The organism is Corallococcus sp. AB030 (assembly GCF_003668965.1).
Taxonomy (GTDB): domain Bacteria; phylum Myxococcota; class Myxococcia; order Myxococcales; family Myxococcaceae; genus Corallococcus; species Corallococcus exiguus.
The window spans coordinates 21,892-39,561 of sequence record NZ_RAWQ01000040.1; the positions used below are offsets into that span (position 1 = coordinate 21,892).

Annotated in this window: 11 protein-coding genes; 8 read left to right on the forward strand and 3 right to left on the reverse strand. The window is 70.5% G+C overall.

The genetic code is table 11. The features are described 5' to 3' along the window. Positions 1-702, reverse strand: a complete 702-nt coding sequence (locus D7Y15_RS12975; RefSeq protein ID WP_121752754.1) for an MBL fold metallo-hydrolase — start codon at positions 700-702, stop codon at positions 1-3. Between the two features lie 192 nt (positions 703-894). Here D7Y15_RS12975 and D7Y15_RS12980 point away from each other — a divergent pair, with 192 nt between their 5' ends. Both D7Y15_RS12980 and D7Y15_RS12985 read left to right on the forward strand, forming a co-directional pair. After that, the gene (locus D7Y15_RS12980; protein WP_121752755.1) at positions 895-2,157 is read left to right on the forward strand and encodes an FAD/NAD(P)-binding oxidoreductase; all 1,263 of its coding nucleotides are present in this window, start codon (positions 895-897) and stop codon (positions 2,155-2,157) included. Continuing rightward, positions 2,154-2,852: a carbonic anhydrase gene (locus D7Y15_RS12985; RefSeq protein WP_233604928.1), complete on the forward strand. Its 699-nt coding sequence runs from the start codon at positions 2,154-2,156 to the stop codon at positions 2,850-2,852. Before D7Y15_RS12980 ends, D7Y15_RS12985 begins: the two co-directional genes overlap by 4 nt. A gap of 19 nt (positions 2,853-2,871) precedes the next feature. On the opposite strand, the gene D7Y15_RS12990 is transcribed toward D7Y15_RS12985, so the two are convergent. Beyond that, a complete protein-coding gene (locus tag D7Y15_RS12990) occupies positions 2,872-8,712 on the reverse strand; it encodes a DUF3320 domain-containing protein (protein ID WP_158629042.1) in 5,841 nt (1,946 codons plus the stop codon). Positions 8,713-8,945: 233 nt separating this feature from the next. Here D7Y15_RS12990 and D7Y15_RS12995 point away from each other — a divergent pair, with 233 nt between their 5' ends. The 6 genes from D7Y15_RS12995 to D7Y15_RS13025 all read left to right on the forward strand — a co-directional run bounded on the left by D7Y15_RS12995 (position 8,946) and on the right by D7Y15_RS13025 (position 16,110). Next, entirely contained in the window at positions 8,946-10,670 is a 1,725-nt protein-coding gene (locus tag D7Y15_RS12995) for a sigma 54-interacting transcriptional regulator (protein ID WP_121752758.1), read from the forward strand. 129 nt (positions 10,671-10,799) lie between these two features. Beyond that, a complete protein-coding gene (locus D7Y15_RS13000; protein WP_217275963.1) occupies positions 10,800-11,312 on the forward strand; it encodes a hypothetical protein in 513 nt (170 codons plus the stop codon). Between the two features lie 10 nt (positions 11,313-11,322). Further along, complete coding sequence (locus D7Y15_RS13005) at positions 11,323-11,790, forward strand: SMI1/KNR4 family protein (RefSeq protein ID WP_120576392.1); 468 nt, start codon at positions 11,323-11,325, stop codon at positions 11,788-11,790. A gap of 645 nt (positions 11,791-12,435) precedes the next feature. Further along, entirely contained in the window at positions 12,436-14,514 is a 2,079-nt protein-coding gene (locus tag D7Y15_RS13015; RefSeq protein WP_121752760.1) for a serine/threonine-protein kinase, read from the forward strand. Continuing rightward, the gene (locus D7Y15_RS13020) at positions 14,511-15,236 is read left to right on the forward strand and encodes a hypothetical protein (protein WP_121752761.1); all 726 of its coding nucleotides are present in this window, start codon (positions 14,511-14,513) and stop codon (positions 15,234-15,236) included. The genes D7Y15_RS13015 and D7Y15_RS13020 overlap by 4 nt, the downstream gene beginning before the upstream one ends. Positions 15,237-15,285: 49 nt before the next feature. Further along, complete coding sequence (locus D7Y15_RS13025) at positions 15,286-16,110, forward strand: GNAT family N-acetyltransferase (RefSeq protein WP_121752762.1); 825 nt, start codon at positions 15,286-15,288, stop codon at positions 16,108-16,110. Positions 16,111-16,120: 10 nt separating this feature from the next. On the opposite strand, the gene D7Y15_RS13030 is transcribed toward D7Y15_RS13025, so the two are convergent. Then, positions 16,121-17,470, reverse strand: a complete 1,350-nt coding sequence (locus tag D7Y15_RS13030) for a GON domain-containing protein (protein WP_158629043.1) — start codon at positions 17,468-17,470, stop codon at positions 16,121-16,123. Between the last annotated feature and the right edge of the window lie 200 nt (positions 17,471-17,670).

Sequence of the window (17,670 nt, forward strand, 5' to 3'; positions counted from 1 at the left end):
TCAGGCTTCTGGCGCCGGACCCTGAGTCCGTCCGCAGGCGCGGTTGGCCGGGACGGCCAGGTCGATCTTCTTGGGGTGGGGCAGGTGGAGGTTGTTCATCACCTCGATGAACTCCTCGCGGCTCCTGCCCGCGACCCGCGGGTTGTGGCGCTTCTCCTCGCCGATGCTCGTCACCGTGTTCCCGTGGTAGTCGTGCGCGGGGTAGACGAGCGTCGCGTCCGGGAGCTGGAAGAGGACGCGGGTGATGGAGTCGTAGAGCTGGCTCGCGCTCCCGTTCTGGAAGTCGGTGCGGCCGTTGCCCCGCACCATCAGGGCGTCCCCGGTGAACACGCGGTCGCCCAGCAGGTAGCTCACGCTGTCGTCCGTGTGGCCCGGCGTGGCGAGCACCTGGAAGGTGCACTGTCCGACGTGCACCGTATCTCCGTGCCGCACCTGGATGTCGGCGCACCGGGCCCCGCCTGTCCCGGCCACCACCTGGCACTGCGTGCGCTCCCGCAGCGTGCCGGACGCGGTGACGTGGTCCGCGTGCACGTGGGTGTCGAAGACGTGGGAGAGGACGAGCCCCAGCTCGCTGACGAGCCGCAGGTCGCGGTCCACCTGCTCCAGCACCGGATCGATGAGCGCGGCCTGGCGCGTGGCCTCGTCACCGATGAGGTACGTGTAGGTCGAGGACTCGGAGTCGAAGAGCTGGCGGAAGAGCATGTCGGAATCTCCGTTGCACGGGGGCCGCCGGCGGAGCGGGGGATTCAGCGCATCGCACGGAGTGTCCGCTGGAACGCGGGCTCCGAGAAAGGGACGTCCTTCGATATTTGATGTGGTCTCGCCAACGCGCACTCGCCTCGCAGGGCAGCTGGCGCGGTGGGGTTGTCGTGGGCAGGCTCGCGGCGTGCTCTCATGACCGCTCACTTGTCCGCGCGCCTCGAGGCGTCCCCATCCCGCAAGCCTTCGTCCGTCTCCGAGCACCATCGGGTGCTGATCATCGGCGGCGGCACCGCGGGCATCACGGTCGCGGCGCGGCTGCGGCGCAAGGGCGTGCAGGGTGTCGCCGTGCTCGAGCCCTCGGCGCAGCACTTCTACCAGCCGCTGTGGACGCTGGTGGGCGCCGGCGCCGCGGACATCGCGAGCACCGTGCGGCCGGAGGCGGACTACATCCCGGAGGGGACGCGGTGGATCCAGGACCGGGCGGAGGAGGTGGACCCCGTCCGTCAGCAGGTGCTCACGCGCGGAGGCGCGCGGCTGACCTATGACTTCCTGGTGGTCGCTCCGGGAATCCAGCTGGACTGGGATCGGGTGCGCGGCCTGCGCGAGGCGCTGAAGACGCCGTTCGTGTCCAGCAACTACGACTTCCGGCTGGCGCCGAAGACGTGGGAGATGGTGCGGGCGTTCCAGGGCGGCACTGCGCTGTTCACCCATCCGGCCACGCCGGTGAAGTGCGCAGGGGCGCCGCAGAAGGTCATGTACCTGGTGGCGGACCATCTGCGCCGGAGCGGGCTCGCGGAGAAGTCGCGGGTCGTGTTCGGCTCGGGGGGCAAGGTGCTCTTCGCGGTGCAGCCCTTCGCGCGCGTGCTGGAGGGCGTCGTGGAGCGCTACGGCATCGAGACGCACTTCGGCCACGACCTGGTGGAGGTGCGCGCGCACACCCGTGAGGCGCTCTTCGCGGTGACGCGCGACGGACGCCGGGAGGTGGTGACGGTGGGGTATGACCTGCTGCACGTCACGCCTCCGCAGAGCGCGCCGGACTTCATCAAGCGCAGCGCGCTGGCGCATCCGGACGGCCCGAACGCGGGCTGGGTCAAGGCGCACAAGCACACGCTCCAGCACCCCGACCATCCGAACGTCTTCGCCATTGGAGACGCGAGCGACCTGCCCACGTCGCGCACGGGCGCCGCCGTCCGGGCGGAGGCGCCGGTGCTCGTGGAGAACCTGGTGGCCGTGATGGAGGGGCGGGAGCCCACCGCGCGGTACGACGGCTATGCGTCCTGTCCGCTGGTGACGGGCTATGGGCGGATGCTGCTCGCCGAGTTCGATTACGAGGGCCGGCCCGCGCCGAGCCTTCCGTTCATCAACACCTTCGTGGAGCGCCGCGACCTGTGGCTGCTCAAGAAGTACGGACTGCCGCGCCTGTACTGGGACTGGATGCTTCGTGGCCGCGCGTGAACACTGGAGGAAGTGACCGCTCGACGGTGGGGCCTGCTCGTGCGACCGTCCTGGCCGTGACGCCCTACGACAAGATCTTCGAGAACAACAAGCTCTGGGCGGAGGAACAGCTCCGCTCGGATCCGGACTACTTCACCAAGCTGTCGGTGTCGCAGCAGCCGGACTTCCTCTACATCGGCTGTTCGGACAGCCGCGTGCCCGCCAACCAGATCATGGGGCTGGCGCCGGGTGACGTGTTCGTGCACCGCAACGTCGCGAACCTGGTCAACAACGTCGACCTGAACGTGATGTCGGTCATCAACTACGCCGTCCGGCAGCTGGACGTGAAGCACATCATCGTCTGCGGCCACTACGGCTGCGGCGGCGTGCGCGCGGCGATGCAGCCCAAGGACCTGGGCATCCTCAACCCCTGGCTGCGCAACATCCGCGACGTGTACCGGTTCCACAAGCAGGAGCTGGACGGCATCGCGGACGAGACGAAGCGCTACGAGCGGCTGGTGGAGCTCAACGTCCTGGAGCAGAGCATCAACATCATCAAGACGGCCGCCGTGCAGAAGTCCTACCTGGCGCGGGGCTTCCCCATCGTGCACTCGTGGGTGTTCGACCTGCGCAACGGCATCCTCCAGGACCTGAAGCTGGACTTCGTCCAGACGCTGCACAGCATCCAGGAGGTCTACGACCTCACGAAGGAGTGAGGCCGCAGTCCCGCGGGAGTCATTGCTTCCACACCATCCGCTCTCCTTCGGCCTGGCAGTGCCCTCGCTGAAGGAGCAGCGTCAGTCCGGCTTCCAGGACCGGGATGACCGCCCGGGTCAGCCGCTGGATGCCAAAGCAGCGGGCTGTTTCGCGGAGCAGGTCTTCGCGTTCCAGCGACAGGGCCTGGGTGAGCACGGCCGCCGCGGCGTTGGCCACCTCCTCCGGGGGAAGGTGTGCGGCCTCGCGTTCGGGATGCGCGCCACGAAAGCCTGAGTACCGCGCCGGCCCCCGGCTGGTGGACCAGAGGAACTCCTCCTGGATCGTCACGGTCCCGCGCTTCGCGAGCGCCTGGAGCTGTTCCTCCAGCCTCTTGCGCACGCGGGGCGTCAGCTTGGTCAGACCCCAGGCATCCAGGACGCGCCTGGCCAGCAGGTCCTCGTGGAGCGGTGCCTCCTGATCGATGACGGACTGGAGGTGCTCCCGCAGGGACGCGTCCGACGCGGTGGCGAAGAGGTCCGCTCCCTCCTTCATGGCGCGCAGGGTCGCCGGGACGTAGGCCTGGGCGGACGCGCTGGGACCGGCGACCACGGGCTGGGGCGTGGCCGGGGCGCTGGTGTGGGCTGGCTGGACCGGGGGCGGTTCCGCGGCGAGCGGGGGCGGAGCGGGCGCGGGCCGTGGCTGCTTCGCATCCTCCAGTGCGCGTTGGACCGCTGCCTTCAAGGCCTCCAGCTGCCCCGGCCGGTCCTGCTCCCATCCCAGGGACCAGACGCGGTGCAGCCGCCAGCCCAGGCCCTGCAACACCTCGGAACGCAGCCGCTCGCGGTCCCGTGCGTTCGCCGCGGAGTTGTAGCGGGGGCCGTCGCACTCCACGCCCAGGATGTATTCGCCGGGGCGCTCGGGGTGGACGACCGCCAGGCCCACCCGGTAGCCGCCGCTCCCCACGTCGGTGTGCACCGTGCATCCGGCTTCGCGCAGTGCTTGCGCGACCTGCTGCTCCAGCGCGTCCGTCGGCTCGCGCTCGGCCGCGGCTGCCGCGAGGGCGTCCGCTTCAGCGGCCCGGCGGAGGAAGTCCCGCAGATGGCGCACGCCCACCGAGGCGGTCCGCGAGAGGTCGATCTGATCATGCGTCAGCGTGGAGTAGACCCGCAGGGCGCACCGCGCGCGGGTCACGGCGACGTTCAGGCGCCGCTCACCGCCCGCGCGGTTCAGCGGACCGAAGCTCATGCGCAGCTTCCCCGCGGCGTCCTTCGCGTAGCAGATGCTGAAGAAGATCTCGTCCCGCTCGTCGCCCTGGACGTTCTCCAGGTTCTTCACGAAGACGGGCTCGGACGAGGCGAAATGCGCCTCGACCTCCGGGAAGCGCGCCCGCTCGGCTTCGAGCAGCTCGAGGATGACCTGCTGCTGGACGGCGCTGAAGGTGACGACGCCGAACGTCCGCTCGTGCGGTGCGTGGCGGCGCAAGGCCTTCACCAGATCCGCGACCAGCACCTCCGCTTCGCGGGGATTGATGGCGGCGGACTTCCCGCTCAGCTTGGACTGATAGACCCCATCCGGAACGTGGCGCCACTTGACGCCCAGGTCTTCCACGCGAGCACGCGCGGCGGGGAACACATGCAGGCGGCCCGCGTAGTACTGCCGGTTGCTGAAGTCGATGAGGCTGTCGTGCCGGCTGCGGTAGTGCCAGCCCAGCATCTGCTGGGGGAACTGCTTCGCCAGGGCCTCCTCCAGGATGCTCTCCAGTTCGATGACGTCGTTCTCGTCCGGGATCGCCTCCGGGTCCTCGCCCCGGGTGAAGAAGGTGGTGGGCGGAAGCTGCTTGGAGTCGCCGACGATGAGGGCCTGGTCCGCGCGGGCCATCGCGCCGATGGCGTCGTGGGTGCCAATCTGCGAGGCCTCGTCGAAGACGAGCAGGTCGAAGCGACGGCCCTCCGCGGGCAGGTACTGGGCGACGGAGAGCGGGCTCATGAGGAAGCAGGGCTTGAGCCGCCGGGACAGGCTGGGAATGGAGGTCAGCAGCTTGCGCAGCGGCATGTGTCCCCGCTTCTTGCGCAGCTCCCGCGAGAGGATGCCGGGCTCCGAGCTCTCCGCGGCGAAGGCGACGCCGGACGGCAACTTCTGCTCCAGCGTGGAGATCACCTGCTGGCGGGAGAGGACCACGTGCTCGCCGTCGAGCTGACGGAAGCGCTCCACCCGGGTGGAGTGGGCACGGGCCTCGAAGTCACGCAGCGCGGGCTCCCTGTCCCTCAGGGCATGGGTCCACGCGGTGAGGACCGCGCGCTCGAAGGCCGTGCCCAACTGCTCTTCCGTGAGGCCCTGGGCTTCCACCGCGTCCACGAACGGTCCGTAACCCAGCGCGCGGACCTTGTCGGCCTGGGCCTGGTGGAGGCACCACGTCCTCAGGGAGCGGAGTCCTGACTGCCAGGCGTCCAGCTGCCGGCGCAAGGAGGCGCGGTGGTGAGGTGTGGTCGCGCTCTCCCAGGAGCGGGTCTTCACCAGGGCGCTCAGTGCCTTCTCGGCACGCGTGAGGCGCTCCAGGGCACTTCGCAGCGCCTGGGTCTGGGTCGCCAGCAGCTCGCGGGAGGCCGCGTCCGTGGGGACCTGGACCCGGGCGACGCCCAGGACTCCTCGAAGGTCGCGAACCCTCAACGCGCGGATGGAGAGACCCTCCAGCGCTTCGGCGTGTGTCAGGTCCCGCGAAGGCACGCCCCGCAGCGTCGTCGCGAGCGCGTTGGCCTGGTCGGAGAGCTTCGGTCTCCACTCCAGCACCTGTCGCGCGGTGGCGAGGTCCTTCTCGATGTCGCGGTTGGAGGGCAGTCCCTTGGAGGCAAGCGACGCGAGCTGCTTCCGTGCGCCGCGCAGGAAGAAGAAGGCGAAGAGGAAGAACGCCCCGGCCCACTTCTGGAACCGGGCGTGAAGGGCCGCCAGGTCCAGGGTGAGGAGCCCCGTCCCCCAGCGCGAGGCCAGCTGGGTTTCGCGAGAGGTCTGCTCGCGCAGGGCGAGCGACTGCTCCTGGAGCTTTCGCGAAACCTCGGGCCACGCGTCATCCAGCAGCGCGACGGAGGGCACCGGTCCACTGGCCAGGACCTCTCCCAACTCGACCAGGGGCTGCAGACCCTGCGTCGAGCCGGGGACGTCGATGCCGGTGGAGGCCGCGAGCGCCGTGGCCGTCTGCTCCACGCCGTCGAGCGCGGCGCGGGTCTCGGTCAGGGAGTCTCGGAGCTGCTGCTCGAAGGCATGGGTCCACGTGACACCGCGAACCGACTGCCACGGATGCGGCCCCAGGGCCCTCAAGGCGCGAAGCGTGCTGGCGAGTCCTTCCACTTCATGACTGGCTTCGCGGAAGCGCGCTTCCGTGAGGTCTCCAGGGGAAGGAAGGCTCAGGTGCACGTCCGGGGCATCCCCCAGGGACAGGAGCCGGCCGGTCGCGCCATAGAAGCTGAGCCCCAGGGGCCAGGGCCGATGGAGTGCCCGGACGTAGGCGTTGAGCGCCTCCCGCTGGGAGGTGAGTTCGTCTGAACGCGCCTTCCAGGGTGGGACGGGCGTTTGCCGGGTCCGCTCCCAGGCCCGGCCGAAGGACGCGAGCACTTCCTTCTTGTTGCTCTTGTGGCTGTGAAGCTCCAGGCAGAAGTCCTCGAGCCCCACGTCCCGGAGCCGCCGGTACACGACGTCCAGCGCCGCCATCTTCTCCGACACGAAGAGCACGCTCTTGCCCCGGGCAATCGCGGCGGCGATCAAGTTGGTGATGGTCTGTGACTTGCCAGTCCCCGGAGGTCCCTGGATGACGAACGAGCGTCCAGAGAGCGCGGAGGCGATGGTGGCGAGCTGCGTGGAGTCCGCGTTGACGACGCAGGGCAACTCCCCGGCCGGGACGTCGGCGTCCAGTTGCTCCGGTTGGAACTCCGTGCCGCTCGCGGGTGGCGCGGAGGTGCTGGCGGCGGCGATGTGGCGGACCAGCGGGTTGGAGAGAAGGACTTCTTCGTTGTCCTCCAGGTCCTTCCACATCAGGAACTTGGTGAAGGTGAAGAGCCCCACGTGGGCCTCTTCCAGCACCTCCCAGCCGGCCTGCTTCTGGATGGAGGTGCGGACGGCGCGGAGGATGGCGGGAACGTCCACCCCCTTCTCGTCGGGCTCGAGCGAAGTCAAGGCACTGACGTCGAGGCCGAACTCGCGCTTGAGCTTCTCCACCAGGGTGACGTTGCCCAGGGGCTCCTCGGGGAGGCGCTCGATGCGCAGTCGCTCACGGGCGCGGTCCAGGCGGAAGGCGACGGGGTAGAGCAGCAGCGGGGCGAGCCGCGCCGTCGAGGGATCGCCCGGGTCGAACCACCGCAAGAGTCCGATGGCGATGTAGAGCGTCTGGGCGCCGCCTTCCTCCAGGTCCGTGCGTGCCGTGCGCTCCAGGTACCTGGCGCGGGACCAGAGCTCGGCTTCACGGAGCGGGGAGTGGATCAGTCCCTTGTCCAGGTCGCCGCGACGGCGGGTGGCGACCTCCTCCCCGGTGCCCCGGGCCTTCAGGAGCTTCGCTTCACGGGCATCGAGCGAGTCCATGTCCGGGGCGGGGATGATCTCGAAGGCCTCGCCTCCCGCCAGGCTGTCCTCGAACGCGCCGAGGTCCGGCATGTGGAGCTCCAGGGCGCTCCGCGTGTCGAGCCGGAAGTTGAGCAGCTTGTTGCGCAGCGTCAGGTCGAGCAGCTTCTCCTTCCAGCGGCTGAAGCGCGTGAGGACCTGGGCGCTCGGGGGTTTCGGTTCGACGGGTGGAGGCGCCGCCGCGGCGCTTTCGAGGATCGTCCGGATGCGCGCGTGCGCCGGCTCGCTCGACACCTGCTCAGCGGGTGGGGCCTCCACGGCGCGAAGGGGAAGCGGGCGGTAGCGATCGAACCGGAGGACGCTCACGTCGAGCGCGGCCACGAAGCGGCTGTCCTCCGAAAGGTGCTTGAGCCCTTCGCTGATGGCCCGCTCGAAGGGGGGACGCCCGGCGCCCACCGCCGTGGAGGAGTCGAAGGGGAGCAGGTGCCCCAGTGCGACGAGGTTGCGCAGCCGGGCCGCGTCCTCCACGAGCCCTTCCGGGAAGCGTTCGTCGATCAGCCACACCGCGGGGAACGCATGGCCCTGGACGAGCAGGAGCAGGGGGTGGAGGCCCATGGCCTCCAACGCGGAGGCGAAGAGGAGGGTGAGGTCCAGACAGCACCCCATGCGTTCCTGGAGGAGCTGATCCGGTAGCCGCACCTTCTGTCCATGAGACTCGAAGCTGGCGGGGAGCTCCACGTACCCGAGTTTCAAGGCCTGCACGGCTTCGTAGAGCGCGGCGGCCATGGCCCGAGCATGGCTGGGATTGCGCTTCTGGTAGCCGCTCAGGCCGCCGTCGCCCAGGGCCTGCTCCAGCAGGTTCCGCACATCCTTGAGCAGTTCGGGGATGACGGGATGGTTGGGCGTGACGAAGGTGGCGAGCAGGCCCAGCGGGGCGCGCGTTCCGGGCCAATGGTTGTAGGGGAGGACTTCGACATCCAGGGCTCCCTCGCGAAGGAGCGTGGCGTCCTCACGAAGCGCCCATCGCAGTTGGGCCCGCTCCGCCTCCACGACCGAGCGCAGACGCCCGGCGGGCAGGCGCAGGTCGATGACCCCGAGGTTGGCTTCCTCGCCCGGAGGCAGTGGCGGCACGGGGAGCTGAAGGGGCTCTCCCAGGTCGGGCAGCAACTGCAGCTCGAGTGTGGTCGGTCCCAGTGCCCGCTCACCTGTATTCCGGATGAGTGCCTCCCGGATGAGCGGAACGCCGCTCTGCTCCATGGCGAAGTTCAACGTGGGTGCGCTGAGCAGCTCCACTTGGACCGGAGGAACCGCCGGGACAGGAATGGCCGTGGACATGGGACCTCGAGTGCGGGTGGCCAAGGCGACACATCCCGCTGACCGCGACAGCATGCCACGCGTGCGGTTGTCCAAGGATCCACGGGGGAGGGCGGGGTCTTTTGGCCCCCCTCCCATGGGCGATGGACATGCCTCGGAGGGAGTCTTTGCGTGGCCCTTCAAGGGCATGAATGGGATGGAGGTGGAAGACGTCGGACGCTCCATGGTGGTTCCTCCTGAGAGGCCTTCGCTCCGTGCGCTTCTTCCTGACCCTCCCGGACAGCCGTTCCTTCCCGCTGGAGAAGCCGGTGGTGTCCGTGGGCTCCGAGCCGGCGTGCGACGTCGTCCTCTCCGCACCGGGGGTGAAGGGCAGCCACGCCCTGGTGTTCCGTGACGCGCGCGGGTGGACGGTGTCCGCCGCCAGCGCGGACTGTGACGTCCGGGTTCGCGGCAAGCGGGTGGAGCTGGCGCCGCTGGAGCCGGGGGAGTCCTTCAGCGTGGGCAGGGCTTCGCTCACGCTGATGGTTTCGGAGGCGCCGGTCCGGGTTGAGCCTTCCTCGACGCCGTCCCGCCTGCTGGGCGTGCTGACGGACTTCGCTTCGCGGCTGCTCGTGCAGCGCCCTGCGTCGGAGCTGCTGGAGGCGGCGCTGCGGGGCATCGCGGACGTCGCCTCCGCGGACGTGGGGTTCGTCGTGTCGGTGGAGGGGGACCGGCGGCAGGTGCTGGGGGCCACCGGCTCCGTGCCGGCTTCGGTGGTGGTGGACAGTCTGGTGGATCAAGTCGTGGGCTCGGGGGCTCCGGTGCTGGTGCCGGACATCGCGGCGGATGCGGCGCTCGCGGGGGCTCCCAGTGTCCTGGCGTTGCGGTTGACGTCCGCGCTCGTGCTGCCACTTCGCGCGGGCTCCGCGCCCCTGTGCGCGGTGTACCTGGGACGGCGCCTGGGCAGCCCTCCGTTCTCGACTCGCGAGCTGGAGGAGGCCATGGCGCTGTCGTCGCTCGCGGCGCTGCTGCTGGCCACGTCGCGGGAGCTGACGGAGCTGCGCGCCCAGGTGGACAGCCTCACGCAGCGCATCGCCGCGGCCACGTTCGAAGGGCTCATCGGTGAGTCCCCGGTCATGCGGAACCTCTACCGGCAGGTGGAACGCCTGGGGCCCACGTCCCTGCATGTGCTCATCCAGGGAGAGACGGGCACGGGGAAGGAGGAGGTGGCCCGCGCGCTTCACCGGCGGAGCGGCCGGCGCGGACGGCTGGTGGCCATCAACTGCGCGGCGCTTCCGGAGTCCCTCATCGAGCGGGAGCTGTTCGGCCACGTTCGCGGGGCGTTCTCCGGCGCGACCTCCGACCGCGCGGGGCTGGTGGAGGCGGCGGATGGGGGCACGCTGTTCCTGGATGAGATTGGAGACATGCCGCTGCCGCTCCAGTCGCGCCTGCTGCGCGTCGTCCAGGAGCACGAGGTGACGCGGCTGGGCGAGCATCGTCCCCGCAGGGTCGACATGCGCGTCGTGGCCGCCACGCATCAGCCGTTGAAGGCGCTCGTCGCTCGGGGTGCCTTCCGGGAGGACCTCCTCTTCCGGCTGGACGAGGTGCGCCTGGAGGTGCCCGCGCTGCGGGAGCGCGGTGAGGACGTGCTGCTCATCGCGCACCATGTCCTGAAGCAGGAGGGGGCGCGTGCGCGGGGCTTCACGCAGAAGGCGGCGGAGGCCCTGCGCGGTCATCCCTTTCCGGGCAACGTCCGCGAGCTCGTGTCCCGCGTGCGGCGCGCGGCCATCCTCGCTTCCGGGGAACTCATCGGCGTCGAGGACCTGGACCTGGCCGCGGACACGGCACCGCGGGTGCCCCTGGATGAGGCTCGCGATGCCTTCGTGCTGCGCTATGTGCGCGAGGCCATTGCCCGCAGCGGAGGCAGCAAGAAGGAGGCGGCCCGGGCCCTGGGCATCGGTGTGCGCTCCGTGTTCCGATACCTGGGGGAAGAGGACTGAGAGGCCTGATTGCGTGCGCGTGTCCTATTGTGGCGATTGCTCGCAGCTCTTGTCGTCGTGGCCGTGAGTTGTGCCGAAGCACCGGTGGCACCCAGTGCTGGTGCGGTTCGGATGTGGCGTGGGCCGCTCATGAACGTGCCAGGAGGCGGGCAGTTCCGCACCGTCATCTACTATGGGCCGTGGCAGTGCAGCTCCCAGTTCATGACCTATTGCCAGGAGAAATGCGCGGGAAGCGGCCACGTCCTCCAGGGATGCATGTGGCTGGCGGACGTGAAGATGGATTTTCAGGGCACGCTGATTCAGGCCGGCAGCCGGTTTGGGATGGCGCATTGTTGCTGCAACTACGGAGCACTGACGCCTCGCCAGAATGAAGCTGCTCGCAATCGCTGGAACAAGGCGCGCAAGGGGTTCCGTGAGGAATGGTCCCGGCGGTTCGGTGACTGGCCGACGGAAGCCGACGGAAAGCCCTACCAGGGCCATCACATCCGCGACCTTCAACATGGCGGCAACCCCACCGATTGGGACAACCTGCTGCCGTTTCCCCAGGACCTTCACGAGGATCTGCTGGGCCCCTACAACCAATGCTATGCGAACCAGCCTCCGTGGACGCGTGTAGGAGTGGATCACCCCTATGGCGAGTAGCTCCGAAGCCATGTCGGCGCTTCTGGACGAGGTTTCACGGCTCCACTTCCCGAACCCGCCCGCGACTCCGTCGGAGATCGAGGCCTTTGAGCAGAGAGTCGGGTGGCGCCTGGACCCGGACCTTCGTGCCTTCTACCTGCATTGCGATGGCGCGAAATTGTTCGACCGAGTCGACCCCGCGTTCTTCTTCTACCCGCTGGCGAAGATTCGCCGCGCTCGTGTCGTCCTCCTCAAGGAGGACACAGACAGGGCGGGTCCCGCGTCCTGGTACGCGGTCTGCGAGGTGCGGGATACCAATTACATCTTCGTCGACGTGAACCAGCAGGCGGAGGGCCGGTACTCCATCCGGGATGGCTACCGCGAAGCGTTTCCAGACCCTGCCTACAACCGCCAGATCGCGGGCTCCTTTTCAGAGTTCTTGGGCGGAGCGCTCCGTTCCAATGAAGAATGGTTCTGGCTTCAGACGGAGGAGGATTAGCGGCCGTGGCGAGCGCCACCGCGTGCGTATATCTCACTCCTTGATGTAGTCCTGAGCCCATGCGCTTCCCGCTCTCGGTCCTGCTGTGGGTCCTGCTCGTGGCCCCGGGGTGTCCGCTCGACATCCAGGTGCGTGAGGAGTTGGACGCCGGCTGCTTGGGAGACGCCTGCGTGCGCTCCTGCGCCGCGGACCGGGAGTGTCCCGAGGGGCAGCGCTGCTCCGACGTCTACAGGGAATGCGAATCGGGCCCCCGCCTCACCGAGCCCTGCTCCGACCCCCTGGCCTGTTCGACGTTCGCGTACTGCGTGAAGGGACGCTGTACACGCGATTGCGACCCGGGCTGCCCCACGGGCTACCAATGCTCACCGGCTCCGGAGTCCCTGTGCGTCGATACCTGCGAGGGCCTGCCCCCCGAGCACCTGGGCGACTCCTGCGAGACCTCCATGGACTGCGCCCGCTGCGGCTTCTGCGCAAACCTGGGACGTGGGAAGACTTGTCACCAACCCTGCCGGTCGGATGCGGAGTGTCCCGGGGGACAGGCAGGCACGTGCGTGCAGCTCCCCGGCTCCACCCTCCGCGTGTGCCAGCAGTGAGGGCGCCCGGGGGTTTGATCGCGCGGATCCCGCTTCCTAGACTGCGCGCGCGATGACGGGCGAACTGTTGGCCGGCCGCTACCAGTTGGAGCAGGAGTTGGGGCGGGGCGGGATGGCGACGGTCTTCCTCGCCCTCGACCTCCAGCTGTCCCGCCGCGTGGCCGTGAAGGTGCTGCACCCGGGCCTGGACGCCCGCTTCACCGAGCGCTTCCGCCAGGAGGCGGAGGTGGTGGCCTCGCTCCAGCACCCCAATGTCCTGGCGGTGCATGACTTTGGCCAGGACGCCGTGCGCGGCCCGTTCCTCGTCTGTGAATGGGTGCAAGGCGAGAACCTGCGCGAACTGGCGCGGCGCCTGGCTCCATTGCCGCCGGAGGCCGTCGCGCTGCTGGGCTGGGAGCTGGCCCGCGCGCTGGACGCGGCGCATGCGCGCGGCGTGGTGCACCGGGACGTCAAGCCGGAGAACGTGCTCGTGGCGCGTGGAGGGCCGCTGAAGCTCGCGGACTTCGGCATCGCCGCGCTGGCGGACCAGGCCCGGCTGACGAGCACTGGCGCCGTCATCGGCTCGCTGCCGTACATGGCGCCGGAGCGCATGGATACCGGGGCGTGGTCCCCGGCGTCGGACGTCTACGCGGTGGGCGTCGTGTTGTTCGAGCTGTGCACCGGTTCGACGCCCCATGCAGGGGAGGGCAGTGCCCGGCTGGCGGTCTCGGTGATGACCCGCGATGCGCCGCCGTTGGTGGAGGCCGCGCCGGGCACGCCTGAGTCCCTGTCGGCGCTGGTCGCGCGGTGTCTTGCCCGGGATGCGCGTGACAGGCCCGTGGAGGGTGGGGCGCTGGCGCAGGAGCTGGAGGCGGTGCTGCGGCCGTGGGTCGGGGCTCCCGCCGAAGCGTCGCGTGCCTTCTTCCAGGCTCCGGAGTCCTGCGTGGCCCGCTGGCGCGAGGACCGGTTCCAGCGGCTGTTGGGCGAAGGCCGTGCGCTGCTCGCCGCGGGGCAGGGCGCCCGGGCTGCCCGGTGTCTCAACGCCGCGTTGGCGCTCCGGCCCGGGGCCCCCGAGGTGCTGGCGCTCCTGCGCTCGCGGCCCATGAGGAAGGGTCTCGCCCGGAGCGCGTGGGAGGCGCTCCCGCGCTCGTGGGCGGAGCACAAGCGAGCGCTCCTGGCGGCCCTGGTGCTCGCGGCGGTGTCGGGCGGGTTGGGGCCATGGGCATGGCGCGCGGGTGGCGCCAGGAGTCCGGCGGTGGCCACGGGGCAGGCGTCCGCGCCCGCGACGGATCCGGAGGCAACGGTGCAGACCGCCGTGCCAGTTGCTCCTGCTGCGGGCTCGCCTGCCACGTCGGAGGACCTTGCCGCGCTCGCGCCCGGTGACGACTCCACTGCGACAAATGCCGCCTCCGCCGCGCTCTCGCCCGGTGACGACTCCACTGCGACAACGGCCGCCTCGGCACCGCCCGGCGCTGGCCTGCCCGCCACAAGCGAGGCCTCCGCCGCGCCCGTGGCCGTCGCCCGCCTTGATTCAGCGCAAAGACCTTCGCGTCCCTTGCCTCAGGCGGCCTCCGGGACGCCGGTCCGGGGCGCGCGTCCGGAGGCTCCGGGCAGGTCTCCTCGGGCAGCGCCAGCGCCGCTGGCCCGCCCCGCCCAGGACTCTCTGCAACGGCCCGTGTCCCCGGAGCCCCCCGGCGACGAGCTGCCCGTCCGTGTCCCGGATGCCCGGGACTTCGCGACGCTCACGGTGGCGACACGCCCCTGGGCCGAGGTGTTCGTGGACGGCCAGAGCCGGGGCTACACCCCTCGGCTGCGCGAGCTGCGGCTGTCTCCCGGCACGCACCGGCTCCGCTTCGCCAACCCCCTGTGCGAGCCCGTCGAGGAAGTGCTCGAAGTGGCTGCCGGCGCAACCGTCTCGCGTGAAGTCTCCCTCCGGGTGCGCGACGCGGAGGTCACCCTCGTCGCGCCCGCGGCGTCCCGCGTCTTCGTCGACGGCGTGGAGGTGGGCGTGGCCCCGCTGCGCGACCCATTGAAGCTCTCGCACGGGGTACACCTCCTGTCCGTCCGCGACCCGGGAGGCCACGTGCTGAGGCAATCGCTCGACGCGGTGGCGGGGACCCACACCACGCTCGTGCTGGGGGCCGCTCCATGAAGACCGCCATCGTCGCCCTGCTGCTCGCGGCGTCCTCTCCGCTGGGCCCCGCTCGCGAGGCCTATCAGTCCGGCGACCTGCCCCGCGCCCGGACCGCGCTGGAGGCCCTGCTCCAGCCCCCTCGGCTCTCCCATCCCCAGGAGGAGGCGGAAGCCCACCTGCTGCTCGCGGCGACGCTCCACGCCCAGGAGGACCTGCCCCGCGCGGAGCACGAGGCCGTGGAGGGGCTCGCGCTCGACCCCGACGCGAAGCTGGACCCCCTGGTGTATCCGCCGGACTTCATCGCCTTCATCGAACGGGTGCGCGCGCGGCGCCATGACCGCATCGTCCAGCGCGCCGCCCGACTCCGCCCGCCCGTGCTCCTGCCCGGGCCCACGAGCTCCATCACCGCTCCCGTCCTGGTCGAATCCCGCCCGGCCTCGCGAGGCTGGTACCTGGTGCCGTTCGGCGTGGGCCACCTCGTGCACGGCCAGCGCTCCAAGGGCACCGCGCTCGCGGTAGGGCAGGGCACGACGTTCGCCGTGTCCGCGGTCTCCCTGGGCGTGGCCCTGTCCCTGCGCGGCCCGGACGGCCGCTACTCGGCCCAGGACGCACCCACGGCCCGGGCCTTCAACGTCTCCTATCTCGTGGGGGCCTACGCCTTCGCGGCGCTCTACGCCTACGGCGTGCTGGACGGCCTGCTGTCCTCGCCCCCGCCACCCCACGGAAACGGGCCTGGGTGAGCGCAGCGACGCCCTGACGCGGCGGCCCGTCCCGGTGTAGACGGGGAGGATGAACGACGTGAACCTGGTGGAGATCGCCCGGCGGTTCGAGCGCAAACAGGCCACCTCCGCGGTGGCGCTTTCGACGGCGTCCGCGCCGCTCGCGGACGGCTGGATGGCGTTCGGCGGCGTGGGGTCCTACATCAACAAGTCTTGCGGCTACGGCTTCGAGCGCGCCGTCACGGACGCGGAGCTGGACGCGCTGGTGGACTTCTTCGCGTCGCGTGGCGTGGAGCCCAAGGCGGAGCTGAGCCCCTTCGCGCCGCAGCCCCTGCTGAAGGGGCTGGCGGACCGGGGCTTCGTGCTGCGCGAGTTCGAGACGGTGCTGTACCGGCCGTTGCAGGTGGGGGAGGACCTGTCGCGGCTTTCCCGGGGCGCTCCCGCCGGGCTGCGCGTCGAGCGGGTGGATCCGTCCGACGACGCGGCGGTGCACCGGTTCGTGGAGGTCGCCGGCAGCGGCTTCGTCCCGGAGGGCGAGTCGATGCCGGCGATCTTCCTGGAGATGGGATTGAAGGCGGCGCGCAACCCCGTCTCGGACTCGTACGTGGCGTGGCTCGACGGCGTGGCGGTGGGGGCCGGCAGCTGCGAGGTGAGCGACGGGCTCACCTCGCTGTTCGGCACGTCGGTGCTGCCCGCGTACCGGCGGCTCGGCGTGCAGCAGGCGCTCATCGCCGCGCGGCTGGCGCGAGGGCTGGAGAAGGGCAGTGACCTGGCGGCCATCATGTCCTCGCCCGGCATCCCCACGGAGCGCAACGCCATGCGCCTGGGCTTCCTCATGGCCTACTCCCGCGCCGTGCTGGTGAAGCCCGGCGCGGGGCTGGAGCCGTCTCCCTGAGCGTCAGGGGCTACGGCTGCGGCACGGTGTACGCCAGGGGCAGCAGGGCGCCGTTCTTGTTGAAGGGGTTGTAGCTGCCCTGCGGGCCCACCCAGCCGCAGCCTCCGTAGCCGCGCATCTCCACCACCTGGTTGTTGTCGTGGAAGGCCCACCACGAGGACTCGCTGGAGGGGCCGGCCCGGACGATGTTGCCGGTGGGCACGGAGAACGGCGTGCCTCGCAGGTCCACGTTGGCCAGGCCCGTGCGGCTGCACCCCATGGCGGCCGCGTAGGTCATGGCCGTCACAAGCTCCCTGTTGACGTGCTTGAGGGAGCCGCTGGACGTCGCGAAGGTCTGGTCCCCGGTGTCCACGGCGAGGGTGACGGGGTTCAGCCTGACGCGCGTGTACCGGGTCCGCACGTCGGTGCCCGGCGAGTTCCCTCCCGACGTGTACTGCGAGTAGTTGGCGCCCTCCTCCGTGTGCACCAGGGAGAGGTACTCCCTGGGCGTGCCGGCCATGTCCTGGCACCAGGCCGTCCAGCGCTTCAGCGGGTCCTTGTTCACGAACAGCGCGTACTCGCCGTCCGGCGCACCGGGGCGGGCCGCCTGGACGTCCTGGCACGTCGCGGGGAAGTTCTCACCGCGGTAGTGGAGCTGGAGCAGGCCGCCATGCTGGTTGAAGGGGTTGTAGCTGCCCTGCGGGCCCACCCAGCCGCAGATGCCGTCACCGGACAGCGTGACGACCTGGCCGTGCTCGCTGGAGACGGCGGCGCCGGTCCCGTTCGCGCCGCCCACGCTGAACGCCTGCGCCTCCACCGTGAAGGGGGTGCCCCGGAGGTCGACGTTGCCCTGGCCCTGTCCGCCGCCGCACGTCATGGCCACGCCGTAGGGCATCGCGGTGACGGTGTCCGGCGAGTGCGTCAGCGCGCCGGTGGAGGAGGCGAAGGTCTGGTCCGCCGTGTCCACGCGCAGGGTCGCGGGGGCGATGCGCAGCCGGGTGAAGTGGGTGAGCACGTCGGTGCCGGGGGAGAAGCCGCCGGCGGTGTACCGCGAGAAGTTGGAGTCGGCGTCCGTGCGCGTGAGCGTGAGGTACTCGGCGGGCGTGCCGGCCATGTCGTGGCAGTACACGGTCCAGGACGCGCTGGGGTCACCCGCCACATACAGCTTGTAGTCGCCGTCCGGCGCTCCGGGCTGGGCGGTGCGGATGTCCAGGCAGCGGGTGGGCAGCTCGGTGAGGGACTGGGGGCGCTCCGCCAGGGTGCCGGGGCTGGCGCTGTCGCTGGCGCCACAGCCGGCGGCGGCGAGCGCCAGGAGGCTCCAGGTCAGGGTCCGCGCGCGGCGGGGGAGGTGGGGGATGACGGAAGGCTTCTGGGAGTTCATGGGGCTGGGCTCCTGTGAGAGGTTGCGAAGCCTTCCCATCGCAAGGTCGGGGCCACGCGGGCCGCCAGGGCCTCGCCGTCGGGATTCCGGGGCGTTACGGGTGAGCGCGGCCCGCTGGATGACGTGGCCGCGCCGCGAACGTGCCAGTCCTGGCACGCGCGCTGGCTCCTCCGAGGAGGCGGCCTGTCATGCTCCCCTCA